Source organism: Paenibacillus sp. Lou8.1, from assembly GCF_024213565.1.
Taxonomy (GTDB): domain Bacteria; phylum Bacillota; class Bacilli; order Paenibacillales; family Paenibacillaceae; genus Paenibacillus; species Paenibacillus polymyxa_B.
Window position 1 is genome coordinate 57,601 of record NZ_JANAVN010000007.1, and the last position, 26,889, is coordinate 84,489.

Annotated in this window: 21 protein-coding genes; 2 read left to right on the forward strand and 19 right to left on the reverse strand. The window is 48.2% G+C overall.

Annotation, left to right across the window (positions count from 1 at the left end):
• Positions 1-128: 128 nt before the first annotated feature.
• The 5 genes from NLX78_RS11635 to ftsE all read right to left on the reverse strand — a co-directional run bounded on the left by NLX78_RS11635 (position 129) and on the right by ftsE (position 6,246).
• Positions 129-1,445, reverse strand: coding sequence for a PDZ domain-containing protein (locus NLX78_RS11635; protein ID WP_254350476.1), 1,317 nt, complete (start codon positions 1,443-1,445; stop codon positions 129-131).
• A gap of 164 nt (positions 1,446-1,609) precedes the next feature.
• Positions 1,610-3,076: a S41 family peptidase gene (locus NLX78_RS11640; RefSeq protein ID WP_061829953.1), complete on the reverse strand. Its 1,467-nt coding sequence runs from the start codon at positions 3,074-3,076 to the stop codon at positions 1,610-1,612.
• 206 nt (positions 3,077-3,282) lie between these two features.
• Positions 3,283-4,566, reverse strand: a complete 1,284-nt coding sequence (locus NLX78_RS11645) for a M23 family metallopeptidase (RefSeq protein ID WP_023990619.1) — start codon at positions 4,564-4,566, stop codon at positions 3,283-3,285.
• Positions 4,567-4,652: 86 nt separating this feature from the next.
• Positions 4,653-5,570: a permease-like cell division protein FtsX gene (gene ftsX / locus NLX78_RS11650; RefSeq protein ID WP_013312238.1), complete on the reverse strand. Its 918-nt coding sequence runs from the start codon at positions 5,568-5,570 to the stop codon at positions 4,653-4,655.
• A complete protein-coding gene (ftsE, locus tag NLX78_RS11655; RefSeq protein ID WP_023990620.1) occupies positions 5,560-6,246 on the reverse strand; it encodes a cell division ATP-binding protein FtsE in 687 nt (228 codons plus the stop codon). Before ftsE ends, ftsX begins: the two co-directional genes overlap by 11 nt.
• Before the next feature lie 223 nt (positions 6,247-6,469).
• Here ftsE and NLX78_RS11660 point away from each other — a divergent pair, with 223 nt between their 5' ends.
• Entirely contained in the window at positions 6,470-7,888 is a 1,419-nt protein-coding gene (locus NLX78_RS11660; protein ID WP_254350477.1) for a VanW family protein, read from the forward strand.
• A 71-nt stretch (positions 7,889-7,959) separates the two neighbouring features.
• Here the strand turns inward: NLX78_RS11660 and NLX78_RS11665 are convergent, their stop codons facing one another.
• Positions 7,960-9,126: an S-layer homology domain-containing protein gene (locus tag NLX78_RS11665; protein ID WP_254350478.1), complete on the reverse strand. Its 1,167-nt coding sequence runs from the start codon at positions 9,124-9,126 to the stop codon at positions 7,960-7,962.
• Between the two features lie 265 nt (positions 9,127-9,391).
• Between NLX78_RS11665 and NLX78_RS11670 the strand changes: the two genes are divergently transcribed.
• Positions 9,392-10,180, forward strand: coding sequence for an alpha/beta hydrolase (locus NLX78_RS11670; RefSeq protein ID WP_250266788.1), 789 nt, complete (start codon positions 9,392-9,394; stop codon positions 10,178-10,180).
• A gap of 75 nt (positions 10,181-10,255) precedes the next feature.
• Here NLX78_RS11670 and NLX78_RS11675 read toward each other — a convergent pair whose 3' ends face one another.
• The 13 genes from NLX78_RS11675 to argC form a co-directional block, all read right to left on the reverse strand.
• Entirely contained in the window at positions 10,256-11,890 is a 1,635-nt protein-coding gene (locus NLX78_RS11675; RefSeq protein WP_250260293.1) for a glycosyltransferase family 39 protein, read from the reverse strand.
• A 103-nt stretch (positions 11,891-11,993) separates the two neighbouring features.
• The gene (locus tag NLX78_RS11680) at positions 11,994-13,595 is read right to left on the reverse strand and encodes an ArnT family glycosyltransferase (RefSeq protein WP_254350479.1); all 1,602 of its coding nucleotides are present in this window, start codon (positions 13,593-13,595) and stop codon (positions 11,994-11,996) included.
• Entirely contained in the window at positions 13,592-14,011 is a 420-nt protein-coding gene (locus NLX78_RS11685; RefSeq protein WP_029514556.1) for a GtrA family protein, read from the reverse strand. The genes NLX78_RS11680 and NLX78_RS11685 overlap by 4 nt, the downstream gene beginning before the upstream one ends.
• Positions 13,974-14,981: a glycosyltransferase family 2 protein gene (locus NLX78_RS11690; protein WP_025721702.1), complete on the reverse strand. Its 1,008-nt coding sequence runs from the start codon at positions 14,979-14,981 to the stop codon at positions 13,974-13,976. The genes NLX78_RS11685 and NLX78_RS11690 overlap by 38 nt, the downstream gene beginning before the upstream one ends.
• 23 nt (positions 14,982-15,004) lie before the next feature.
• Positions 15,005-17,464: a cyclic di-GMP-binding domain-containing protein, MshE-related gene (locus tag NLX78_RS11695; protein WP_254350579.1), complete on the reverse strand. Its 2,460-nt coding sequence runs from the start codon at positions 17,462-17,464 to the stop codon at positions 15,005-15,007.
• Positions 17,448-17,708 (reverse strand): hypothetical protein, encoded by a 261-nt coding sequence (locus NLX78_RS11700; RefSeq protein ID WP_061829972.1) that lies wholly within the window; start codon positions 17,706-17,708, stop codon positions 17,448-17,450. The genes NLX78_RS11695 and NLX78_RS11700 overlap by 17 nt, the downstream gene beginning before the upstream one ends.
• Positions 17,709-18,157: 449 nt before the next feature.
• Positions 18,158-19,570, reverse strand: a complete 1,413-nt coding sequence (argH, locus tag NLX78_RS11705) for an argininosuccinate lyase (RefSeq protein WP_254350480.1) — start codon at positions 19,568-19,570, stop codon at positions 18,158-18,160.
• Between the two features lie 87 nt (positions 19,571-19,657).
• The gene (locus NLX78_RS11710; protein WP_254350481.1) at positions 19,658-20,893 is read right to left on the reverse strand and encodes an argininosuccinate synthase; all 1,236 of its coding nucleotides are present in this window, start codon (positions 20,891-20,893) and stop codon (positions 19,658-19,660) included.
• Positions 20,894-20,963: 70 nt separating this feature from the next.
• Positions 20,964-21,920: an ornithine carbamoyltransferase gene (gene argF / locus NLX78_RS11715; RefSeq protein ID WP_103047454.1), complete on the reverse strand. Its 957-nt coding sequence runs from the start codon at positions 21,918-21,920 to the stop codon at positions 20,964-20,966.
• Positions 21,921-21,968: 48 nt separating this feature from the next.
• Entirely contained in the window at positions 21,969-23,231 is a 1,263-nt protein-coding gene (locus NLX78_RS11720; RefSeq protein WP_254350482.1) for an acetylornithine transaminase, read from the reverse strand.
• Positions 23,232-23,284: 53 nt separating this feature from the next.
• Positions 23,285-24,124, reverse strand: a complete 840-nt coding sequence (gene argB / locus NLX78_RS11725; protein WP_061829941.1) for an acetylglutamate kinase — start codon at positions 24,122-24,124, stop codon at positions 23,285-23,287.
• Between the two features lie 118 nt (positions 24,125-24,242).
• Positions 24,243-25,469: a bifunctional glutamate N-acetyltransferase/amino-acid acetyltransferase ArgJ gene (gene argJ / locus NLX78_RS11730; RefSeq protein ID WP_254350483.1), complete on the reverse strand. Its 1,227-nt coding sequence runs from the start codon at positions 25,467-25,469 to the stop codon at positions 24,243-24,245.
• 103 nt (positions 25,470-25,572) lie between these two features.
• Positions 25,573-26,622: an N-acetyl-gamma-glutamyl-phosphate reductase gene (gene argC / locus NLX78_RS11735; RefSeq protein WP_254350484.1), complete on the reverse strand. Its 1,050-nt coding sequence runs from the start codon at positions 26,620-26,622 to the stop codon at positions 25,573-25,575.
• Between the last annotated feature and the right edge of the window lie 267 nt (positions 26,623-26,889).

A 26,889-nucleotide genomic window follows, 5' to 3' on the forward strand; every position in this document is an offset into this window, starting at 1 on the left:
GCTTCTTATTACATATTCATTGTATACCGATCAGAATATTGATTTCAAGCAGGCTACTGTCGGCATATAAAAAGAGCGTAGCCTTATTCGACTCTAATCAAATAATGACTACCCTCTTGTTGTAACATCTATTTGTCCATGGTATCCAAATGTGCCTTCTCTGCCTGCGATGCCTGTCCAGCTTTACGTTGGCGTGCGCCTATGTGCATGGCAACAATCCGGTAGATGGAGGCTGGCTGTATGGATACGGCCCAGCTCGCGTCTGCATCAGGTGCAAGCACAACCCCTAGCTGGTGATGATCGCCATCGTACATGCCTCGCTGCACAAACTTGCTCTCGCCCTGAAGATTGCGTACCTCCAGCTTACAAAAAGCAGAGTTGATCCGCAAGGCCTGGTGTAACTCGGCACGGGTATTCACAACAATCCCATTCACGCGGTAAATGGCCTCGCCCGGCAGTATGCCCATGGCTGTCGCCGGACTGTCTGGCAGCACAGCGAGAACACGCATCCCTTGCTCCGGATGGACAAACATCGGGCTAAGGCGACTTTCCTCTATATTACCATACCAGATCAGCGCCTCATGAGCCAGAAAGGAGAATAACGCTGCTAACAATATCAGCGGACTCCACCATGCAGCCAGCAAGCTCAGCAGAAGTAAAGCCACACTGTACAGGAGCAAACGGTTCGAAGTAAGTACCGCCTTCTGTCGTGGTAGCTGGCCTAGCGTCACGCTGCTGAAGCCCATCAGGACTGGCAAGGCTGCCAGCATATACCCGGTTCCGGCATCGCCGCCGAACAAAGGTGTCCAGGGAAGCGTAAATCCTCCCTGAGTCGGTACCAGCAACAACAACGGAATGGGCCAGAGGTCTTCCATACGATAGCCGCCAACCAATCTTCCCCGTTTGCCCTCGACAAACAGCGGAGTGGCCGCCTTCCCCCCTTGCCAGCGAACCAACAGCGCCTCAGCCACATGCAGCACGGCGACCAACACCAACAGTGCTGGAATATCCAACCCGCGGATAGCTACTACTGATGTTCCGAGCGCTCCTCCAGGTTGCCAGCCACTGGCCACGTTTAGGAAAAATTGAACCACACCTAGCAGACCTACCGAATAAGCGAGACACAGGTAACGGACGCGTACCAGCATGAGCAGTAATGTCGCTACCCACAGGCACACGATGGAAGCCGAGTTCAGATGCACGCTGACGAACATTCCCAGAGCGGATAGCGCCATTCCAGCAAGCAAACCACTCCATACGACACGCCAGGTCTCTGAAGCCCAGCTATGCATTTTGGTATGAAATAGCTTGCGCTCCAGCAGCATTTGCCGACGATAACCAAGTGCTACAATGAGTATTGAGATATAATAAAACGGCTGCAAAAGCAGGTACAAGCAAGCATTTAAGACGCTCCATCCCCATTGTAATGCCCATTCCAAGTCCATTCACACTCCTTATGCCCCTGGCCCGCTGTATAGCGGATCACGTACATTTCATATCCATTTATTCTATATGAAATTGCCAACGTAGGGAAGACAAACCGACAGACTGCAAATAAATCCCAATATAAAAGGAGGCTGTTTCCAGCCCCCTTGTTGTAGCCTCACTATTATTTCGCTACGCTTGTCTTCATTTCCTTCCGAATCTCTTCAATCCCCTGCTTGAGTTGATTATCATTTTTCGGATCACGAATTTTCTCAATCAACTTGGCTTCCATCGCTGCTGCTGTCTTCGCATCAATGATGCCGCTAGCCGTCAGCTTCGCTTGTTTTTGAAAAGCAATAACAGAGCTTTCAGTTACTTTGTCAAAATAGCCATCCTCGCGACCTGGGTTGTAACCCAAGCCTTGTAGAATGATTTGTGCATTTTTCACATCACTGCTATTCATATTGTATTTCAGGGACTTTTCCTTGTTCAGCGGTGCTGCTGTGAAGTATTCAGGCTGTTCCACCGCAATATTCGGCTTAATCCCTTTTTTATGAATCCACGTTCCATTTGGCGTTAACCATTTGGCAATCGTGATTTTGAGCAGGCTACCGTCACCCATTTGCTTGTCATAGCTGGTTTGTACAGTACCTTTACCAAAGGAATTTTCCCCGATCAACACGGCACCCGCTGATTGCTGGAGAGCACCTGCCAGAATTTCGGATGCACTTGCGCTACCTTTATTCATTAGCAAAGTCACAGGATAATTTTTGCGTGAACCTTTGGATTTTTCTTCTTCACGCTTCTGATTCTTGTCTTCCACTTGTACAATCGTTTTGCCAGAAGGTACAAATTGCTGTGCAATATCAATGACTACGGAAAGCACGCCGCCCGGATTATTACGCACGTCAATGACGAGCCCTTTAAGCCCTTGTTTTTCGAGCTTCGCTAACTCTTCCTTGAAACGTTCTGCTGTATTCAAGGAGAACTGGGTGATCGTGATGACGCCTACACCGTCGCTTTCCATATGAGCCGTTACAGTTTCCATATCAATGTTGTCACGGGTAATCGTGTATTCGAGCGGATCAGGAGAGCCACTGCGCTGAATTTTGACTTTCGCCTGACTGCCTTTAGGTCCACGGATTTTGGAAACAGCCTTGTTTAGATCCAATCCGTCCAGTGTTTCACCATTAACAGACAAAATAATATCCTTAGAGCGTAATCCTGCCTTCTCTGCCGGGGAGCCTTTAATTGGCGTGACTACAACTACTTTCCCGTTTTCCGCTGCTACTTCAGCTCCGATCCCGGTAAAAGAACCTTCTATGGATTGCTCGAATTGTTGTGCGGTTTCTTTACCCATATAAGAGGAATACGGGTCACCGAGCGACTCCATCATACCATTGATGGCGCCATCCACCAGCTTGGTACGATCCACATCCTGATAATATTGTCCCTGAATCAAGTCCATCGCCGTCTCAATTTTGCGGATATCACTTCTGGAGGTAGAACTGCTACCTGTCACACTCGCCAGCAGTCCTTCGCCCAGAGCGCTGTTCCCTACTGTAGTCGTTCCAGTATAGGCAAAAGTGAGCAGACTGCCGCCAAGCAGCCCGATCACCATCAAGAGTATCGCTGTACTTTTTTTCAACATCTAATCGTCCACCGCCTTCTCATTATCTTGTATCCTATTGCCTTACAACGCATGTCCATCCACGAAGTATACGTCTAGCTTGTACGGAATATGTTAATTGTATCCTACTCTGTGTCTCAATGCACATGTTCTTCATCGGATATTAACCATTACAGCAAAGCCCTATCTACAACCGTAATGGCTATAAATAGGGCTTACCTTATCTACTATAAATAGTTCATCGGATTTACAGGTTTGTTATTTTCGCGCACCTCAAAATGACAGTGAGGTCCTGTGGAATTGCCCGTCGAACCAACTTCTGCAATTTTTTGACCACGTTTCACAGTCTGCCCCGTATGAACCACCGTACCGCCATTGCGAATGTGTCCGTATAGGGTCCATAGTCCGTCTCCATGGTCAATCACAACTGTGTTTCCATAGCCACTCCACCATTCGGCAACAATGACAACACCATCTTCGGCTGCATGAATATCGGTTCCCTGCGGAGCCGCCATATCAACACCTGTGTGGCCTTTAAGCTTGCCAGTAATCGGATGTACCCGCATGCCAAAAGTAGATGAAAGTCGGTAATGGGATACAGGCGAAGCCAATGTGCCCGTTCCGCCTGTATACGTGCTGGCTGCCGCATGGCTGGAATTCGAGGCGGCACCTGAGGATGAAGATGCATATCGTTTGGCTTCAGCCGCACGTGCAGCCGCTCTAGCGCGTGCGGCTTTGGCAGCCTGCTCCGCTCTAAGCTTGTTCTTCTCCTGCACCAGACCCACACGTTTGTTAGCGAGTGCTACCAGCATGTCATTTTGCTCTTCGCTGATTTCATCTGACTCAGCTATATCATGATCGTAATTGGAAATCAGTCTTTGCTTCTCTTTCTCTTTCGAATTCAGTTCTGCTTTGGCGTCCTGCTTGAGCGCATACAGCTTCTTGGCATTTTTATATTCCGTGTCCAGCTGTTTCTTCTTGCTTACGACCAATGCCTTGTCCTTTTTATGCTCGTCCAACAGGATTTGATCCTGCTCCACGATCGTTTTCAGGGAATCTACCCGGCTGAGAAAGTCACTAAAACTGGACGAAGACATAAGCACGTCCATATATGAGACGGTTCCATCCGTATACATCAAGCGCACACGGGTTTCCAGCATTTTTTCCCGTGACTGGATACGATCAATGGCCTCGGCTAAATCTTTTTTAGTCGCACGCAGATTATCTTCCGTTTGATCAATCTGAACCGCAACACGAGTCAGCTGATCACTGACGCTGTTAATCTGAGCAAGCACAATTTTCAGGTTTTGCACGGTTTTATTTTTGTAATGTTGGGCATACTGTTTATCTTGAGCAGCCTTTTCCTGTTGTTGCTTGGCAGATTGGGCCTGCTTTTCCAATTGGTTCAGCTGCGAATTGATTTCACTCATGCTTTTGGCATATCCGTCAGAAGGCTGGATTAGCAATGCGGCTACCAAGGTAGCGGCCAACACAGATCCTGTTTTTTTCAACTTGCACTCCCCATCCTTTATCGCAAAATAACACCGGGCTTCCCCGTTCTAATTGATATCGAACACGACGTCCAGCCAACGCTTCTTTATACTTTTAAGAACTTGCGCATGGACAGGGTACTGCCAACAATTCCGACCAGCATCCCCAAAATAATCAGCAATGCACTCAACTGAATCCAAATGCCTTCAAGTGGCATTAGCTTCAACATATTCAGAGCTATATCGCCCTGAACGGCAGTCAGCAAACGCTGATAGCCAGTAAATAAAATACCTACAGTAATAAGGGAACCAATGAGACCAATAAGCGCGCCTTCGATAAAAAACGGCCAGCGTATAAAAAAGTTGGTTGCACCGACCAGCTTCATAATGCCAATCTCTCTGCGTCGTGCCAATATGGTCACGCGAATCGTATTCGAGATGAGGAACATGGACATGATCGCCAGTCCGGCGACGAATATAAAGCCTACATTACGAATGAGCTTCGTAATCGTAAAGAGCGTCTCTACGGTGCCTTTACCATAACGAACCTTTAAAATCGGCTTCTCAGGATGCAACGTATTCAGCTTCTCAATCTTTTCGGCCACAAATGGAACCGTTGTTGGTTCAATTACCTCTACCACAATTTTGTCCGGGAGTGGATTGCTGTCCTTGTCAAAACCCTCCAGCAGCTCCTTGCCGCTGTCTCCCAAATCTTTGCGCAGCTCCTCCAAACCCTGAGCTTTAGTCACAAAGGTCGTTTTGCTGATTTCCGGCATCGCCGCAATTTCCTTTTGCAGCGTTTCACGCATGTTCTGCTCTACATTTAGCTCCAGAAATACGTTAACCTCCACCTGACTATCTGCCTGATCAGCCAGGGAATTGACGTTGAGCACCAGCATGATAAATACGCCCAATATAAGTAATGACACAATAATCGAGGTGACAGATGCCACGGACATCCAGCCATTGCGGAATATGTTTTTGAAACCTTCCCGCACATGACGTAAGAAGGTGTTAAAAGTCATATCCGTACTCCCCTCTTACCTGATCCCTTACGATGTTGCCATTTTCAATGGCAATGACACGTTTACGCATGGAGTTCACGATGTCCTTATTGTGGGTCGCCATTACAATAGTCGTGCCCCGAAAATTAATTTCGTCCAGCAACTGCATGATCTCCCACGATGTTTCGGGGTCCAGATTACCCGTAGGTTCATCGGCAATGATCACTGAAGGATTGTTCACGATCGCCCGTGCAATTGCTACACGCTGTTGCTCCCCACCGGAAAGCTGAGCAGGCTCACGATTCATTTTTGTTTTCAAGCCAACCAGTTCAAGCACTTCTGGTACCCGTTTGCGAATCAGCTTCTTGGGAGCTTCAATAACTTCCATAGCAAAAGCCACATTCTCATAAGCCGTCAAACGCGGCAAAAGCCGGAAATCCTGAAAAATGACTCCGATGTTACGACGAACGTAGGGAATTTTACGCTGCTTGAGCTTCCCGATATTAAAACCATTGACTGAAATTTGCCCCTTGGTAGGTACTTCTTCTCTATAAATAAGCTTCATAAAAGTCGATTTCCCCGCTCCAGACGGGCCGACTACGTATACAAATTCATTACGGTCAATTCTGACCGATACTCCTTGAAGTGCGTGGGTTCCGTTAGTATAGGTCTTCCACACATCCTGCATTTCAATCACTCGATCACTTCCCGCTGCTTAATCATATTACGCATAACCTAATATCCATTCGACATATTCCATGCATTTCCTTTAAAAACTTCTCTATTTCATCATACCGTTTATCATTGTAACAAATTTGTTACCTAAATAGTACCGAAAGTTTTCTGCTTTTGGCACATATATATGAATATTATGGCACACGAATCGCTATCAAGCTTATCAGACAGGAGACATCTGCATTATGAAAAAAATTCATTTATCTGTCATTTGGATATGGTCTGGTGTTCTGGCGCTGGCCATGTTGTGGGGAGGACTTCATCTGTACGCCGACAGACAAACGCTGCCGGAGGGAGTGAGGGTCGGAGGAATGAACGTAGGAAGCATGGATCACACAGCCGCTCTTCGGCTGGTGGATAAAAAATTGGATGCATTGAAGCAACGCCCACTGCTTCTGACGGACAGTGACAGCAGTGCACAGGATATAAAACTTACACTCGGGGAAGCAGGAATTCATTATAAAGCGGAGGCATTTCGGAATGCCGTGAAGGCACTCAGCTCGGAGCATCTATGGACTCGTGTGCAGACACGTTTTAGCTTCGAAAAAGAATGGTCTATCACATCTTTCCGACAGGAGGAGATATTAAGGGCCCGATTCGGAGTCGATTGGGAGGAGCAACGATACGGCATGCCTATCAATGCTGTGCGTCAGATTGACGGGAATGATCAGGTTCGTTATATTCCAGGGCGCTCTGCCCGACGCCTGGATTGGCCCAGATTGGACGCCGCACTAGATAAGGCGCTGCCCAAGGATTTTACCGATTCGGAAGAGCCCGTACGAGTGGAATTACCTTTCCGTCAGCTGGAACCGAACATTTCGGTGGACAGTCTACGGAACGAAGGGATTGAGCGCAAAATCGTCCAATTCTCCACCAGTCTCGGCAGTAGCTCGGAAGGACGCGTGTATAACGTTAATTCAGCGGCAAGCACCGTTGATGGTCTAATTCTTAAGCCAGGCGACATATTCGACTACGGTCAATTGATTGCCAAGGCTGAGCGCACTCATGGCTTTCGTGAAGCTCCAGTGATCGTCAACGGTCAGTTGGAGTCCGGCATAGGCGGCGGGATTTGTCAGGTATCCAGCACGGTGTATAATGCAGCGCTGCGAGTCGGTTTGGACATTGTTGAGCGCCGCAACCATTCCTTGCCGGTTAGCTACCTGCCCAAAGGTCAGGATGCGACTTTTGCTACAGGGTCCATTAATTTTCGTTTTAGAAACAATACAGGCAAGCATTTACTGCTTCGTGCGGCTGTCCAAAACCGAACGCTTACTGTTAAATTTTTTGGTACATTTCCGTCCAATGTTTCGTATGAACTGGAATCCCATACAGTTCGCGTACTTCCCATACCGGAGAAGAGACTCCGTAATGACTCACTTTCCCACGGCTTCTATCAAGTACTTCGGCAAGGCAAAGAAGGGTATGTGGTAGAAACATTCCGGGTAAAAAAGGTAGACGGAAAAACTGTAGATCGCACCCGAATCAGCCGCGATACGTATCGAGCGCAGCAACGCATTATAGCTAGTTATGGCGGTGGCACATCGTCTGAGCCACAAACACGTGAACCCGAGAAATCTATTGTCGAGGACGGTATAAGCGAATAAACGAAAAATCCCCCTTCCACTGTCGGCTGGACTTGTTCCAGACAGAGTGAAAGGGGGATTTTAGCTATAAATTACTCGCTGCGTTTACCCAAAACAGAAATTTCTACAGGCTCACTTTCGTTACCATCTGCATCTTTAGCTTTGATTACCAGCCTAACCGTTGCTTTTTGAGTAAGCACACTGATACTAAATGTACCATCATTTTTGGCTACTGCACTACCGATAGGCAGTTCGTTGGAATAGGCGGTTACTGTGGAACCTGCTTTAGCTGTCCCCGTAATTGTACCTTCTCCATCATACACATTGTTGACTTTCAGAGCTTCCGTAGTTGCAACTGCGTCAGTAGTAGCTGTGTCTGTAGTGCTATCTGTAGTCGTATCCGTAGTTGTGTCTGTATCTGTGTTGGTATCTATTGTTGTAGAGTTGTCCGTAGTCGTGCTATCTGTGCTGGTACTTGTGCTGCTATCTCCTGTTTCGCTGCCAGAAGTAGTTGACGTGTTACCATAAGTGGAATCTGTCACGTTGCTGTATGTGGAGTCCGTCACCGTTCCACCAGGAGTCGTCGTCAGATTATCGACAGAGCTCAGGTTGTAACCGGAAGCAGCGTCCAGAATAGCAATCGCCTCTGCACGAGTCAGCGACTTCAGTGGCTGGAATTTACCATCCGGATAACCGTTGATGATTTTTTGCTCCGCAGCTGCCGCTACACTTTTCTTCGCCCAAGACCCAATTTTGTCGGAGTCAATGAATTTAGTAACATCTGCTGCGTTACCCGCAGTCAGTCCAATAGCTTTGCCTACGATAGCCGCAGCCTCTTGACGTGTTACCTTACCATTTGGTTTGAGCTTGTTATCTGCATAGCCGCTTATGTAGCCTGCATTCACGGCACTTGTCAGCTCGTTGTATGCCCAGTGCGAAGCTGGAACATCTGTGAACGTTCTGCTTCCATTACCGTTTACTTTCACACCACCCGCATATGTTACATCTGTCACTGCTGGAGTTTCCTGTGTGAACGTTCCCAAGCTGCGATTCAAAAGAACAATAAATTCGGCACGTGTGATCGCCGCATCTGGTTTTACCGCCCCGTCCAATTGCCCTGTGGCTGACCAGCGTTGCACCTGGTCTCCCGCCCAATGTCCACTTGTAGTTTGGGGAGCAGCTGCCGCTGCGCTGAATGCGCTAAGAATAAGACCTGTACTCAATACACCTGTAACTGTGTTTCTTAACTTTTTTCCCATGCTATAAATTCCTCCTCTGATTGGATTCATCATTCTTTTTTAAACACTTTACCAGAAATCAAACCCAAATAACCCCCAAATTAAAAAAATCGTCCCATATAACCATACCCCCACCTAATGTAGGATAAATAAGAAACGGGACTTAATACCTAGTCATTCGCTTGGATATGTATATTTAGACAGGCTAAGGTATACTGAATGAATAATCGGTCATATGCTGGAACACCGCAATGAGGTCACAAAACCCTAGGAAAGAGGTCTTCTTATGGCTCTTATTCAATGTCAGTTTTATTCGGAAGTTCTAGGTCTGAGCACATCCATGAATGTTATTCTTCCTCAGGCAACCCGTTCGCAAATCGGACTGGAGGGCAAGCAAGGAACCGGGCCACATCCGACATTATATTTGCTGCATGGCCTGTCGGACGATGATTCAACCTGGTTGCGTCGAACCTCCATTGAACGCTATGTCGCCTCATTGGGCCTAGCTGTCGTCATGCCCCAGGTACATCGAAGTTTCTATACGAATATGGAGCAAGGAGCGGCTTATTGGACCTTTATCAGTGAAGAATTGCCGTCTTTGGCACGTTCATTCTTTCCTCTGTCCGACAAGCGTGAAGACAATTTTGTAGCCGGGCTTTCTATGGGTGGATATGGTGCTTTCAAACTGGCACTACAGCATCCAGAGCGTTTTGCAGCCGCTGCGAGCCTTTCGGGAGTCATGGATTTACACGCATCACGCACCGATCCTATGCAAAATGCGATGAGTCCAGCGGAATGGCTTAACATTTTTGGTCCAGATGAAATACGTGGAACGGATCACGACTTGCTGGAACTGTTACAACGTCATGCTGCCTTGGGGACCTCGCTTCCCCGGCTTTACCAATGCTGCGGCACGGAGGATTTCCTATATAAGGGAAATCAGACTTTCCGTGAAACATGTAATACTACCGGAGTTCCGCTGACCTACGAAGAAGGTCCTGGGGCTCATGAATGGGGATACTGGGACGCGAAAATTCAGGATGTACTGGCGTGGCTACCACTCAAAGAGCACTAAACAGTTTAAAAAAATCCCCGCAGCTTCCCTCATCGCACCATGGCGAAGGGATAGGCTCGGGGATTTTTTTGCACATTACGGATTTGTCGTGGTCTCCGTCGAGGGAGAGGCTTTAGTTAGTGACTTGGGTAGCACCTTGTACAAGCGCCACTCACCGTTAAACTCACGTTCAAGCTGGACCCATGGAGCGCCTTTTTCATATAAATTTGGATATACCATATTGATTTTACTCAGTGGCATGCCTGACATGATCTTAGGTACAAGGATATAATCCACATGGTTATCCTGCGGATAACTTAATGCCTTATTGAACGAATAATCACTGGTGATCAGGAAGCGTTTGGGATATTGGCTGTAGACAATCATGGTGTAGGCTGAAGCCGAATCGGTCATAATGGTAGACTTCGGCAGATGCTCATCCAACCAGACGGCAATCTTACGATCTGACTCCTGTCTCACATAGTTCACATTACCCGTTCGTGTGAGAAAGCTGTTCTCATCCGGTGCAATATCCGGGCGAGTCAACGCATAGGAAAGTAATCCAGCGGTAAGCAGCAGACTGACGGATACCAGGCCAAAGGCTGCCCTCCGCCATCGTCCCTGAAGCTGGCTCAGCTCATAGGGCAACCAAGCTACAGTAATTGGGAACACGTACATAAAATAACGAAACCACCCATACGAAGATTGCTTCATCATGAGTAAAAATTGCAACCCCGGCACTGACAGGAACAGCAGCAAAATAATCAGTGTTCCCCATCGGAACAAGCGCCCACTCAACAGACGAATGAACAGAATAGCAAACAACGGTACCGAATACCAGAGTGTTTTGGAAGCAATAAATTTCAAGGCCACCAGCGGATTGGAGAAAATCTCTACAAACTTATCATCATTCAGCAGCTCTGCCGATTGAGCTGTGTTCGAATACTCCGAATTCAGGAAGTAAAAAGCATTCCCCATAATGAGATAGTTGAAGAAAATCCACAACAGCCCGGAAAAGACCACCGGGAGCAGAAGCAGTAACCAAGTTGCCTCGACCTTGTGCAGTTTTTCTCGCAAGGCCAGCTCACGTCTGCCCATGTTTCGATGTAGAAACAGGATCGCCAATACCACTCCACCCGCCATTGCCACGCCCAGAGGAACCGCTTCATAACGAGTCCAGAACGCCATGGCAAGCGCTAATCCAGAAACAATCAGGCTTGCCGTCATGCGATCCTTGAGCCACAATGCAAACTCAATCACCGTCATCATAATGAAATATATGTATAGCGAATCGCTCAGCCCATTGGCACCAAACAGTAAAATAAACGGATTCAGTGCATACAACAGTGCCAGCAAGATGCTCATACCTGAGCTAAGCCCTGTTCTGACCCCCGCCCGATACAGCAGCATAGCGGTCAAAGCGGAAAAGGTAGCACTAAGAATGACAGCAGCCAATCCATAGGTGGCTAATGCCGGAAAGATTGGATACAGCAGTAGAATCACCATTTCCAGAAGACTGGGTAGTGGATTCCAGATAAATCCGATTGCGCCCAGATGCGGGTCGCGGCTGTACAACACATAAAATGCATTAGCTACGCGACTGAGTGCATCTGTGTGCATATATCCCAGAACATAGCTAAAATAGATGCCCGCAGACAGCTCCAATGCAAGTATAAATACAAACAGACCTATAGCCATCCATCTGCTTGCAGACCATTTGCGAAAGGACATTCCTCTCGTTCCCCCTCAAACTTCTTGCGGCGATACAGCTGTAGCCCACTCACACCCTACAGCTGTATTCTTCCCTCCGCTACGATGCACTAAAATATAATAATTATTTCGATTCTTCATGCTTTATTTTGTACAGTCGCCACTGCCCGTCAAAGTCATGTACCAGTGAGGCCCACGACGCTCCCTTTTCGAACAAATCAGGATAGTTCCGATTTACCTGATCCAGCGGTACCCCATCCACCAAGCGCGTGACCAAGACATAATCCACCTTGGAAGCAGGCAGATCCATTAAAGATTCCCCAAAATCAAAATCACTCGTAATCATAAACTTCTTCGGGATTTTGCTGCTCAAAATGATCGGATAGGCGGCATAAGAATCTGTCAAAATGAGAGATGAACCATAATGCTCATCCAGCCACGGCGCTATTTTCCGCTCAATAATTTGACGTTCGTAGCTTTCATTACCACTATGCGTCAAATAGCTGTGTTCATCTGCTGCAATCGCGGGGTTCGTCAGTGCGTAGGATAACAAGCCTGCTGTTACCAACATTCCTGCTGTTACCAGAGAGATTCCGATCCCCCTCATTTTCCCCTTCAATAAACTTAGCTCATACGGCAACCAGGCAACCGTAATCGGGAACACATACATAAAATATCGGAACCACCCAAAAGAAGAGTGCTTGAGCATCAGCAAAAGCTGAAGTCCAGGCACCGATAAAAAGATTGCTAATAGCGTAAGCGTGCTCCAACTCAACAGACGTTTGTCCAACAAACGTATGAGCAAAATGGCAATCAACGGAGCAGCATACCATAAGGTTCGTTGCCCGATAAACTTTAGCATCAGCACAGGGTGGGCAAACATGGCCACAAAGCGTTGATCCTCTAACAAAGCCGCTGATTGTGTGGAATTGGAATATTGCGAGCGTAAAAAGTAAAGCGGATCGCCCATGATAATCCAGTTAAAAAAGAGCCACAGCAGACCGGAAAAAACAAGTGGCAACAACAATAGAAGCCATGTCGCTTCCACCTTGTACAGGCGCTCTTTTAAAGACAATTCCGTTCTAACCATCTCTCTGTTTGTACGCCACCTATGCAGAAAAAAGATCGTCAGCAATACACCCAAAGCCATCGCAACGCCAAGCGGAACCGCTTCATAGCGTACCCAAAAAGCCAGTGCAAGCGCAAAACCGGATACGATCAAATTCGCCGCCTTGCGATCCTTCAACCACATACAAAATCGACTCACTGTCAACAGGATGAAAAAGATATATGGCGAGTCACTTAAGCCGTTGAAGCCAAACAGAAACATAAATGGATTCAGTGAAAATAATAGCGCAATCAGCAAGCTGGTTGCACCGTGAAGCCCCAACTGTTTGCCCGTCGCATACAATAATGCCGCGCTCGCCCCTGCAAACAGGCTGCTCACAATCACTGCCGCCAGCCCGTGGGAAGCGAGTACTGGAAATAAAGGATAAAACAACAGCACAATCAGTTCCATCAAACTGGGCAGGGGATTCCATACAAACCCGATAGCACCCAAGTGTGGGTCACGACTGTATAGCACATAAAATGCGTTAGCCACTCGACTGAGCGCATCGGTATGCATATAACCAAGGTGCCATGCAAAATACACACCCACGGCCAGTTCAAGAGCAGTAATACAAGCAAACAATGATAGAAATTTTCCGTGTTTTCTTAAAATCATGAAACCTCTTTCTGACGCTGTTGCGGAACGGAGAAGATCCAGTAGCGGTTCCAGAAATAATTATGAACAGGCACGATGATGGTAGTTAGTACTTCACCGATCAGATACGACCAACCGATCCAGTGAATGGTCACGTACATCAGAGCGGCATTTAAGAGCAAGCCACAGGTACAGACCAATAAATATTTAAGAAACTGGGTGCGGCTTCCCTCGCCGGTAGGCTCGAACGTCCAGTTTCGGTTCAGCACATACGAAACGAGCAATGTAACCACGAATCCGATTGTAGTAGCCATTACTGCTGGTACCGTAAACAACTCCACCAGCAGCACAAGCACACCCACATGGATACCTGTACCCAGCAACCCCACAATACCGTATTTAATGATTGGATACTTTAGATATGAACGTCTGATCATGTTGATTAAACTCCCTGTCCACCCACAATCGGTCAGCATTCGCCCGTTTATCTGCTATCAGATAGCGAGGCCTAGCTTTGACTTCGTGATATATGGCGGCAATATATTCTCCTACCACTCCAATCGACAGCATGAGTACACTGCCAATAATCAAGAGCAGCAAAATCACAGTGGTAAAACCGGTCACAGCGTCACCCGTTAATTTGCGCATTAAGGTCTGAATCCCCAATACGACTGAAATCAGCATAAAAATGAGGCCCATCAGACTTACTACCCGCAACGGTACTGTCGAGAATGAAACGATCGCTTCTGCTGCCAGTCGAATCAGCCCTAACGGACTCCAGCGGCTTGGCCCCTCTTCGCGTGGAGCCACCCGGAATGAGATCTGGGTTTTACGGAAACCTAGCCAGGCTGTCATCCCGCGGAAAAACGGCATCCGCTCTGGCATCGCCATCCAGGCATCCACCACTCGTCGATCCAGTAGCTTATAATCGGAAGCATCCTTGAGATTAAAGCCTGTCAAGCGGTTCAGGGTCGCGTAGAACAATGAAGCACCGAGCTTTTTGCCCACCGACTCTTCTCCCCGAAATTCTTTCACACATTCGACCAAATCATAACCTTCATTTTGCCATAAACGTACCATTTCTCCAATCATTTCAGGAGGATGCTGCAAATCACCGTCCATGACAATAATCGCATCGCCAGAGGCATTTTCCAGACCTGCGCACAACGCCAGCTCCTTACCGAAATTCCGACTCAGCCGGAGCGCGAGCAAAGAGGGCATACGACGGGACAATTCGGACAGCTTAAGCCACGTATCGTCTTTGGAACCATCATCTACTATGATGAGCTCATAGCGTGAGGTGACAACAGACAATACCCCATCAATTACCTTAAGTGAACGCTCGAGATGCGAGCTTTCATTGTACATGGGAATGACGACGGATAAAAAAGGTGTTTTTGTCTCCATTCTTGCTCCTTCTTTCTTCATATTCAGGAGGACTGTGCCGGGGTATCATCCAAGTCGTGCATATCGGTCAGACCATGCGTGGTCTTCTCCCAATAGAACGGCTTGGTAATGAGCTGCCAAGCGGCTTTCACCGCAGCTATACTCATAAGTACCCAATATAACGGCGAGAGTAGCCCGTATTTGACCATCGCGTATGAAAATGTTCGTTCACCGCGCTCTTCCAGTTCCCCGATGACCCAATACATTCCGGCCACATTACTGAATACGAACAGAAAGTTACCGATATAAAACTCCGCGCTGGCCAGGTAATACACATAACCCGGGAATAGCTTGGGAATAAAGGACAACTCCCAGCCAAACCATAAAATAAGCAACCCCCAAAAAATCGGATTCAGCAACGGCAACATCGGAGTTGCCAGAATCATCACCTGAAAGCCGAAAAAGCCTTTCCAGCCCACTTCGCGCACCAGCTTAACCGGATTGCGCATATGAACCAGCCATGTCTGCATATACCCCTTGATCCAGCGTGACCGCTGACGAATCCAGTTGCCCACGCGGCTGTTAGCTTCCTCCCATGTGCGGGAATCGACAATAGCCGTTTTGTAGCCGCCTTTATACAGACGTATGCCCAGATCGGCATCCTCGGTTACATTGTAGGGGTCCCACGCATTAATATCTTTTAATACAGATACCCGAAAATGATTGGATGTGCCGCCTAACGGAATTGGGGTATCTAACTGCATAATACCCGGTAGCAGTAACTCGAACCACATACTGTATTCTTGAGTGAACCAGCGGGTCAGCAGATTTTGTGTACTATTAAAATAGTTGAGCTTCGCCTGAATACACGCATAATGCTCAGGGAGTGAATCGAACGCTGCAATGACCTTTTTAAGCTGATCAGCGTCGGGACGATCCTCAGCATCGTAAATCACGACAAACTCGCCACGTGCCCGAATAAGTCCGTAATTACATGCCTTCGGCTTGGTTTTCGGCAAACCGTCTGGAACGACTAGTGTCGTGTAATAGGCCGGTAGCTTCATTTCCCGAAGTAGCTCAATCGTCTCTATGTCGTCCTCTTCAATCAGCAGCCGCACATCCAGCTTGGACTTTGGATAATCCAGTTGCTCCAAATTCCGCAATAACATCGGAAGCACGCCCGCTTCCTTATACATAGGTACAAGAATGGTATAGATCGGCAGTTTCTTTTCATCCATGGCGTCAACCTCTTCCTTCGTAAAACGAAGCTGCGCCCCACGCCGGGAACCGAGATAAATGATGCCAAATTTAAATAGCGTCATGGCAAAATAAAACAGCTGAATCATCATATTGATGATCAACACCGTTTTCCAACTGTTCCAGAGGAGACCGAGCAGTGTAATCATACCCATGGCCGCGAACACCCAGAGCTGTCCCTTTGTAAAGGTCGTCCGTGCTGAATTGTGTGGTTCTTTTTCCAATAGCCCGGTCGTGCTCTCCTGCATCATTTCTTCACCGTAGATTTTACCCCAGAGCTGCTCCATCTCTTCCTTCGTAGCAAGCACCTGCTCTACCGGCATACCCAAAATTTCCTCCAGCTTCAAGCGTCGCTCTTCTGGCAGTGGATCGCTGACCGCCACAATATAACGGTTCATATATTGATGGATGACGACCACGCCATAAGCCATTGCCACTTGCTCGGGTAGTTTGTACGCCGCATCCAGCGCGAGCTCCTCACCAATACGCCCGATTCGGTTTTGTGTAGCAATCGCGCGGTACAGATCGGCAGGTTCCAGCATTTGCAATGACAGCAAGATGTCTCCCAGTAGTCCGCCGCTCTTCGCCTGGAACTCCAGTGCGCGCTCCAGTTGTTCCGGTAATATATAACCGGAACGAACCAGCATATCGCCTAAGCGCTCCTTGGACTCGTCGCCGTCAACCTGTTCCTGGAGCTGCTCAGCCGTAATGAAGCCCATTTCTACAAGAATATCGCCCAGCCTGCCACCGTAGCGCTTCTGGTTGCGGATGGCATCTGTCAGCTGATCGCGGGTGATCATCCCGTTCTCCACCAGTTGATCCCCCAGACGGGCCTTGCCGTTTCGTCCGCTCTGCGTTCCTCTTGCGGCCTCTTCGCCTTCCGTACTAGAGATACTGGAAGCAGCGCCCACAGCGGTTCCTGCCGCTACCTGTTCCTGCCCAGATGCATATTGGACTTGAGCCTCCTGCACTTGTCCATCCTGTAACCCTTCATCCAGCAATTGTTCCACAGCTGCTGCTGTATCATTGGCGTTCTGTATCGCCTGGATACGAAGTTCTGTATCCTGAAGTCGCCGTTCCAACTCTTCGATATGAAAATCAAGCTTGTACAGCACCGGGGCCTGCTCTGACCGCTGAGCCTCTAGCTGTTGTTGCAGTTGTTCGATTCGCTGACGCTCTTCTTTTATTCTTCTCTTGGTTTGGCGAATTGAAACTCCTCCAACCTGCCACCTAAGCTTGTCGCCCATGAATTCCCGCCCTTTCAATCCAGCGCCGCTCTTCCGCAAGCGCATCCGCAAGCAGCTGCTTTAACTCCGCATCCCGCTGCTTTTTCCGTTCCAGCGCCGCGTGGAAAAGTTCCCGCTCCTCACGCAGTAACTCCTCCGCTTGCACCCGTTCCTCATGCAATGAAGATATCAGTTGATCGGCTTCAGAAGCGCGATAACCGATCCAAGCGCTCTTTAACTGACGCGCTGTCCTTTTAGTTCTCATAATACCTCCCTGGATCATCCCGACTCTGCCTTCAGCTACGTCGCTACTTTAGAGCTTTTACTTATCGTTCTCCTAAAAAACCAGGACATACCTATGTTCTCATTCAAGCCCTTCATTTACACATTTATGAAATTCGCCTGATCAAAAGAGCCCCTAGTAACTTGACATTTATTTATTGAATATAGTTCTTGTCCTATTGAATTGGTAATTCGATGAAAAACTTAGTGCTATTCTACCATAATCATCATAGGTGTAGTATACAAAAATGTAAATTCTAGAAACTTTCACACCAGTGTATTAATAGGTATTTGGAACTATGAATTAATGCCCCAAAAAACACAAAAGACACCGCGAACGGTGCCTTTGAAACTTAGATTGCTAATTCCTTAAAATTTGATTTTACACAGCATCCCGCTGCTATGCAAGAGAATAATATCTTTCTTTACTGATTAATTTTTCGGCTTGTGCCCTTCAAACCATGTTGATGTATTCGCCAGGAGCTGTTCACTGCGCCCAATAGCTGCCTGTACCTGCCCGGTAGCGGTTCCACCATATACATTCCGTGCATTCACTACCGCTTCTGGTTGAAGTACCTCATAGATACATTCGTCAAACAGATCCGAAAACTGCTGGAATTCGTCCAGTGTCAGATCAAGCAAGTATTTTCCATGCTGGATGCAATACAGTACGGTTTTGCCAATGACCTCATGCGCCTGACGGAATGGAAGCCCTTTGCCGACCAGGAAGTCCGCAATATCCGTTGCGTTGGAAAAATCCTGATTGACCGCTTGACGCATACGATCCTTGTTCACCTTCATCGTGGCGATCATCGGTGCGAACAGTTGCAAGGCTCCTTCCAGCGTGGCAACGGTATCGAACATCCCTTCCTTGTCCTCCTGCATATCCTTGTTGTATGCCAGCGGCAAGGATTTCAATACAGTCAACAAGCCGACGAGGTTTCCATAGACACGTCCGGTTTTACCACGTACCAGCTCCGGTACGTCCGGGTTTTTCTTCTGTGGCATAATGCTGCTGCCTGTGCAAAAAGCATCATCCAGCTCGACAAAACCAAACTCCGTGCTGCTCCATAGCACCAATTCTTCGCTCAGACGAGACAAATGCGTCATAATCAGCGAGGCGCCAGCCAGGAACTCTACGATAAAATCTCGGTCGCTGACGGCATCAAGGCTATTTTCATATACACCATCAAATCCCAGCTGCTCGGCTACAAAGTGACGGTCGATCGGAAAAGTGGTCCCGGCCAAAGCGCCAGCACCGAGCGGCAACACGTTAATCCGCTTATAGCTGTCTTTGAGTCGGTCAATATCACGCTCCAGCATAGACACATACGCCAGCAGATGATGTGCAAATAAAATAGGCTGCGCACGCTGCAAGTGTGTATATCCAGGTACAATCGTGTTCAGATTATCCTTTGCCTGGCCGATTAATGCAGCTTGTACGTCATGCAGCATACCCACCAGCGATACCACACGTCCTCGCAAATACAAGTGCATATCCGTTGCTACCTGATCGTTACGACTGCGCCCAGTGTGCAACTTACCTCCGACCGGACCAATGGCCTCGATTAAATTTTTTTCGATATTCATGTGAATATCCTCATCCGAAACGGAAAATTCAATTTCCCCACGGCGGATACGCTCCAGGACCGTGTGCAGTCCTTCCTTGATCGTGTCTGCATCCTCCTGCGGAATAATTCCGCATTTCCCCAGCATGGCCACATGAGCCAAACTGCCTTGAATATCTTCTTCCGCCAATGCCTGATCAAACCCGATAGAAGCCGTATATTCCTCTACCAGCTTATTCGTTTGCTTCGTAAAGCGTCCGCCCCATAGCTTACTCATTGCATGATCCCCTCTCTGCAATACAAGCCGCCCTCGTCGTTTGGACAAGAACGGCCCGCATTCCGTACATTTTTTTAGGTTACATTATTATTTATGATTTTGTGTTACGCCCGCGTTGACCTTCAAACGCAGAGCATTCAAGCGGATAAAGCCTGTTGCATCGCCTTGATCGTAGGCTTGTGTCGGGTCGGCTTCCATGGTTGCAATGTCCGGGTTGTACAAGCTAACCGGGCTTTTAACGCCTGCACCGATAACGTTGCCTTTGTACAGCTTCACACGCACGGTACCACTGACATTTTTCTGACTCTCATGAACCAGGGCCTGCAAAGCGACACGTTCCGGTGCGAACCAGAAACCGTTATAAACCAAGGTAGCATAACGGGTAATCAGACTATCACGCAGATTCATAACCTCGCGATCCATCGTGATGGATTCCATTTTGCGGTGAGCTGTGAACAGGATCGTACCGCCCGGAGTCTCATAGACTCCCCGACTTTTCATGCCGACAAAACGGTTCTCTACCATATCCACACGTCCGATACCATGCTTGCCGCCGAGCTCATTCAGTTTTTCCATCACTTGCAATGGACTTAGCTGTTCTCCGTTCAAAGCGACACAGTTACCTGCTTCAAATTCCAACTCCAAATATTCTGCTTCATCAAGAGCGTCCTCAGGCGCGTTGCTGAGCAAGAACATTCCTTTATTTTCAGGAGCACTTGGATCAAACCAAGGGTCCTCCAGCACGCCGCTTTCATAGCTGATATGCAGCAGATTACGGTCCATGGAGTATGGCTTGGCTGCAGAAGCAGTTACCGGAATGTCGTGTTTTTCCGCATAGGCAATCATTTCTGCACGGCCCGGGAACTGATTGCGGAACTCTTCCAGCCGCCAAGGTGCGATCACCTTGATATCCGGCGTCAACGCCGCCGCGTTCAGCTCGAAGCGTACCTGATCGTTACCTTTGCCTGTTGCCCCGTGAGCAATGGCTGTTGCTCCCTCGGCAATCGCAATATCGACCATCCGCTTAGCGATCAATGGACGTGCAATACTCGTTCCGAGCAAATATTGTCCTTCATATAAAGCACCCGCCTGAAACATCGGATAGATAAAATCCTTGGCGAATTCATCACGCAGATCATCAATGTACACTTTGGAAGCCCCTGTAGCGAGTGCTTTTTCCTCCAAACCGTCCAGTTCTTCCTTTTGACCGATATCTGCGGTGAATGCGATGATTTCAGCATCATAAGTTTCTTTGAGCCATTTCAGAATGACCGACGTATCCAGACCGCCGGAATATGCGAGTACGATTTTTTCTTTTGCCATTGTTGAAGTCCTCCCCGAATGCTTCTAGCCTTTATCTTCTTTACCTATCAATACCTATCAATCTTAAATCTTATGCCATTAAAGCAACTAACAGTGCTTTTTGCGCATGCAGACGATTCTCTGCTTCATCAAAGATGACCGAATTCGGACCATCGATTACGCCTGCGCTTACTTCTTCCCCACGATGCGCAGGGAGACAATGCAGGAATAAATAATCCGGCTTCGCCAGCTTGACCAGCTCCTCATTCACCTGAAAGTCGGCAAAAGCAAGCTCCCGCTCCTTCTGCTCTTCCTCAAACCCCATGCTCGCCCACACATCTGTGTAGATCGCATCCGCATCTTGCACTGCTTCCTGCGGACTCTGGGTTATAACGATCTCACTCCCTGTCTGTTTGGCAATTTCACGGGAAGCTGCGACCACACTCGGGTCCGGCTCGTATCCAACTGGGCTTGCAATGGACACATGCACTCCAAGCTTTGCTCCCCCAATTAAGAGGGAATGAGCCATATTGTTACCGTCTCCGATGTAAGCCAATTTGAGCCCTTTTAGCTTACCCTTTTGCTCATACAAGGTTTGATAATCGGCTAGTACTTGGCATGGATGCGCCAAATCACTCAATCCATTAATCACAGGAACGGACGCATAACGTGCCAACTCTACCACATTATCGTGTCCAAAGGTACGAATCATAATGCCATCCAGATAACGTGACATGACTTGAGCCATGTCGCTAATCGGTTCGCCGCGTCCCAGTTGAATGTCATTTTTGCTGAGGAAAAGGGCATGCCCGCCCAATTGATACATACCGACTTCGAAAGATACCCGTGTACGTGTAGAGGATTTTTCGAAAATCAGTCCGAGCGTTTTCCCTTTTAGCGGCTGATAAGTTTCCCCGTTTTTGTGCTTACGCTTAATTTCAATGGCGAGATCAATTAAATACTGGATTTCCTCTGGAGAGTAATCGTCCAGCTCCAGGAAGTCCCGTCCTTTCAAATTCATCTGCTGCAGTGCGCCGCTCTGGCTCATGCTATCGTCTCCTTTTACACTCTAGTCTATGATAATTTGGCCTTTACACTAAGCCACATGCTCCCGAAACAATTCAGCAATCAAGGTTACAGCCTGATCTATTTCGTCTTTCGTTACATACAAGTTAGGCAACAGACGAATCACGTTTGGTCCTGCTGTAATGAACAGAATGCCCTTCTTCTGTCCTGCCAAAACAAGCTCCGCTACCGGTTCCGCACACTCAATACCAACCATCAGACCTTTTCCACGGATATCCTTTACAAAAGGGCTATCTCCAAGCTGCTTTTGCAGACTATGGAAAAGGTAATCTCCCATCTCAGCTGCACGTTCTGGTAGCTTGTCATCAATAATCGTTTCAATAGTAGCTTGAACCGCTGCCATAGCAAGTGGCGTACCTCCAAAGGTAGAACCATGACTGCCCGCTGTGAACGCTTCACGCAAATATCCTTTGCCTAGCATCGCACCCACAGAGAAACCACTGCCCAGTCCTTTCGCCAATGTAAAGATATCCGGCTCTATGCCATAATGCTCAAAGGAAAACAGTTTGCCCGTCCGTCCCATACCTGTTTGCACCTCGTCAATGATCAGCAGCAAACCATGCTCACGGCACAGCTTTGTAATCACGTCTACGAAAGCAGGGTCTACCGGATACATACCGCCTTCAGCCTGCACCATTTCCAGCATAATTGCCGCCGTGTGCTCACTAATGGCTGCTTCAAGCGCCGTCTGATCATGAAGCGGAACACTTTTGAACCCAGCAGGAAGCGGTAAAAAACCCTCTTTTACTTTGTCCTGACCCGTAGCGGTCAAGGTTGCCAGCGTCCGTCCGTGAAAGGATTGCGTGAACGTAATGATTTCGTAGCGACCGGTCTGCTTTACCTTCTGGTGGTAACGACGCGCCAGCTTAATTGCAGCTTCGTTCGCTTCGGCCCCGCTGTTGCAGAAAAACACGGCATCTGCGCTGCTATTTGCTGTCAGCAAGGCAGCAGCCCGTTCTTGCCCCGGAATATGAAACAGATTGGATACATGCCACAATTCATCGATCTGTTTTTTCAATCGTTCAGCTACTGCTTGAGGCGCATGGCCGAGATTGGTAACGGCAATGCCTGACATGAAATCCAGATAACGCTTGCCCTGATCGTCCCACAGCCAGCTCCCTTGTCCTTTCACCAGTGTAAGCGGGTATCTTGCGTAGGTTGGAAAAAGGGAGCTTTCTGTCTGTGCTTTTGCCGAAACCTTTTCCATTTGCACTCCGCTTCCATCCGTACTTGGCATTTCCTCGCTCACCAGCGTATTCGGTTCCTTACTCATTATGTTCACGCTCCTTTATCGTTTGGTTATATAGGTCGAGCTATATATTGTAATTACTGCATACGCACGATGCGTGTTCCAATCGATTCTCCGCCCAGCACACGGCTTAGTACCTGCGGTTCGCTACCGTTCACAATGACGACTTCCTTCACTTTGCCGTGGATACAGGCAATAGCCGCTCTCACTTTCGGGATCATACCACCATATATTTCACCTGTGCTGATCATATCCTCAATCTCCTGTACGGTGATAGAGTCCAGCACTTTCTTTTCTCCGCCATACTTCTTCAATATGCCTGGTACATCTGTAACGACGATCATCCGACTGACCCCCAGATGAGAGGCTACCGCACCCGCCGCTGTATCCGCATTAATGTTGTAACGCTGACCAGATCGATCAATCCCGATGGGTGCAATAACAGGCATATAGTCCATATCCAGTACACCTGTAATAATCGAGGCTTGAACGGATGTTACCTCTCCGACCCAACCGACCTCAGCGGCGTTCGACACAGGCTTGGCTTCGATTAAATAGCCATCACTGCCCGACAACCCCAACGCTCGGCCCCCATGCATCCCTATTCTACGTACAATCTGCTTGTTAATGCTGCCTGCCAGTACCATTTCCACGACATCCAGCACAGGTTCGGTCGTTTTGCGTAATCCATGAATAAACTCTGTTTCGATCCCCAGCTTCGCCAAGTTGTCGGAAATCGCAGGGCCACCGCCATGTACAATGACAGGTTGAAGACCTTCCGACTGCAAACGCGCCAAATCTTCAAAAAAGGAATCAGGTAACGCAGCCAGCGTACTTCCTCCGCATTTCATCACAAAATTACGACGTGCCACTCCCGCATGATTCGCTTGATCCGCGTGTTCCACTGCCGATTGCATATCATCTCTCCTTTTCTTCTCTGCATATCCGTGCAATTTTCAAATGATACTGGACTTCTATCCGCTCGTTGCTTCTATTATCTACAATCCTTATTCAATCCGTATTTTATTCTGGTCTCTATGTCCGATAAGCAGCGTTTATCCGCACATAATCATAGGTTAAGTCACAGCCCCATGCTGTAGCCGTTCCGTTCCCGTGATGCAAATCAACAATAATTTGCACCGTATCTCCCCTCAAATAGGCTAGCGCCTCTTCTTCGTCAAAAGCGACCGGACTCGATTGGCTTAGCACAACAATATCACCCAAGCGAATATCTACCGTATCTGGATTAACGGGCTCTCCAGCACGCCCTACGGCCGCAATAATCCGTCCCCAATTCGCATCTGCTCCGAAGACGGCTGACTTGACCAGACTGGACCCAACCACCGTCTTAGCTATCGCTTGAGCGGACGCATCGCTTACCGCTCCGCTTACAGACACCTCTACTAGCCTCGTAGCACCCTCTCCATCGCGAGCAATTGCCTTCGCCAGCTCTCGGCAGATATAGGTGAACGCCTCGGCAAAAGCGTCCCAATCGGGATGCCCAACGTTCAGCTCACGATTGCCAGCCAGTCCGCTCGCCATGGCGATTAGCATATCGTTCGTGCTCGTATCCCCATCCACCGTAATCATATTAAAGCTGGTATCCGTTGCCTGCTTTAATAGTTGATGAAGCGCCGTCTGTCCGATCGCTGCATCACAGGTCATAAAAGCGAGCATTGTTGCCATATTCGGATGTATCATGCCCGAGCCCTTGGCCGCCCCAGCGATGTGTACGGTCACACCGTCCACTTCAACCGCCACACACGCTTCCTTTTTAACTAAATCCGTTGTCAGAATGGCTTGCGTAAATTGCTCTGCTCCATCGTTTGCCCCGTTCATACGGTCAGGTAAGGAGGATATACCGCCAAGTACACAATCCATTTTCAAATGCTCGCCGATCACGCCCGTCGAGGCGACGGCTACATTGCTCTCAGCAACACCCAGTTCATGAGCCGCAGCCGAACGCATAGCGTAGGCATCCTGCTCTCCTTGTTGTCCCGTGCAGGCGTTGGCGTTCCCGCTGTTCACCACTACTGCCTGCAATCGGCCATCTGCCAAGCTCTCGCGGGTCACCTTCAGCGGTGCAGCCTGAAACACATTGGTGGTGTACACCGCAGCAGCTGTCGCTTCTACCTCGCAACGAATCGCGCCCATATCGTTGCGGTTCGAATTTTTCAGTCCGCAGTGTAATCCCCCGGCTGTAAAGCCACGCGGAGTTACGATGTTGCCTCCGTTTACTACTGTAAACTCTACTTTGCCCATAATTATGTGCCCTCGTTCGCAACATATTCGATGAATGACAGCTGCCTGTATTCGAAATTCCGCTCGCTGACGTTTCCGTATCCATGTTGCGGTTACTTGCTACTTACGGATATACCGGTATGAAGCCCAGCCCGAGGTTCTCCTCCCATCCCATCATCAAATTTAAATTCTGAATCGCCTGTCCGGCGGCACCCTTCACAACATTATCAATGACGGAAATAATCGTAAGGCGCCCGGTTCGAGCATCTGCTGCAAAACCGATGTCGCAGTAATTCGAACCCAATACTTCCTTCGTTGCTGGCCATATACCTTCGCCACGTACACGGACAAAAGGATGCCCTTTATAATAATCCCGGTATAACCCGATAAGATCCTGATTTGTATGGTCACCCTTCAGCGTGACATAAATTGTACTCATAATTCCTCGGGTCATGGGAACAAGCTGTGTCGTAAACGTAATCGTAACGTCCTCGCCCTTAATATCACCCAGTACCTGTTCGATCTCAGGGATGTGCTGGTGCTTATTCACCTTATAAGCCTTAAAATTCTCGTTCATTTCCGCATAATGCGAAACGAGGCTTGTGCCCCTACCTGAGCCGGATACCCCGGATTTGGCATCTACAATCAGCGACCGATGGTCAATCCAATCCGCTTTCAGCGCAGGAATAATGCCCAGCAATGTTGCGGTCGGATAACAGCCTGGATTAGAAATAAAAGAAACGCCCGCCAGCTTTTCTGTATACACCTCACTGAGTCCGTATACTGCTTGCTTGAGATACTCGGGTGAAGCCGCAGGCTTTTTATACCATGCTTCATACGTTTCCCCGCTTCGAAGCCTGAAGTCCCCGGAAAGGTCAATGACCTTCAGTCCGGCATTAAGAAGCTGCGGCACTAACTTAGTACTAACGCCCGATGGCGTAGCAGTGAAAACCAGATCGGCCTTGGCAGCAATTTCGTGGACTTCGACACCGTCCAAATCCTGCACCACAATGTCCGTCAGATGTGGAAACCCGTCACTGATTGGGACACCCGCGCTGGATGAAGAAATAACAGATACAATCTCTACTTGCGGATGATGAACCAGAAAACGAATCAGCTCCACACCGCCATACCCGGTGGAACCGACAATTGCCACTTTTAACTTGCTGCTCACAGACCTTCCTCCATTCCGTTCCTATGAAATATGTATTATTATACGACTCTATTCATATAAATACAACACCTCATGTCATGTTATTCCTCCAAATTTAAAATATGCGCTCTTACCTATTCTTTTGACGGGCAGGCAGTACAGGCTATAATAAAGGAAATAAAAAATAGACAGAGGGCCTCTTGAATACAGTCTGCCGTTTTGCATAAAGAAAAGGGGGATATTCCCTTTAAATTATTTCACATATTGGTATTCATCCCGATTGGTCAT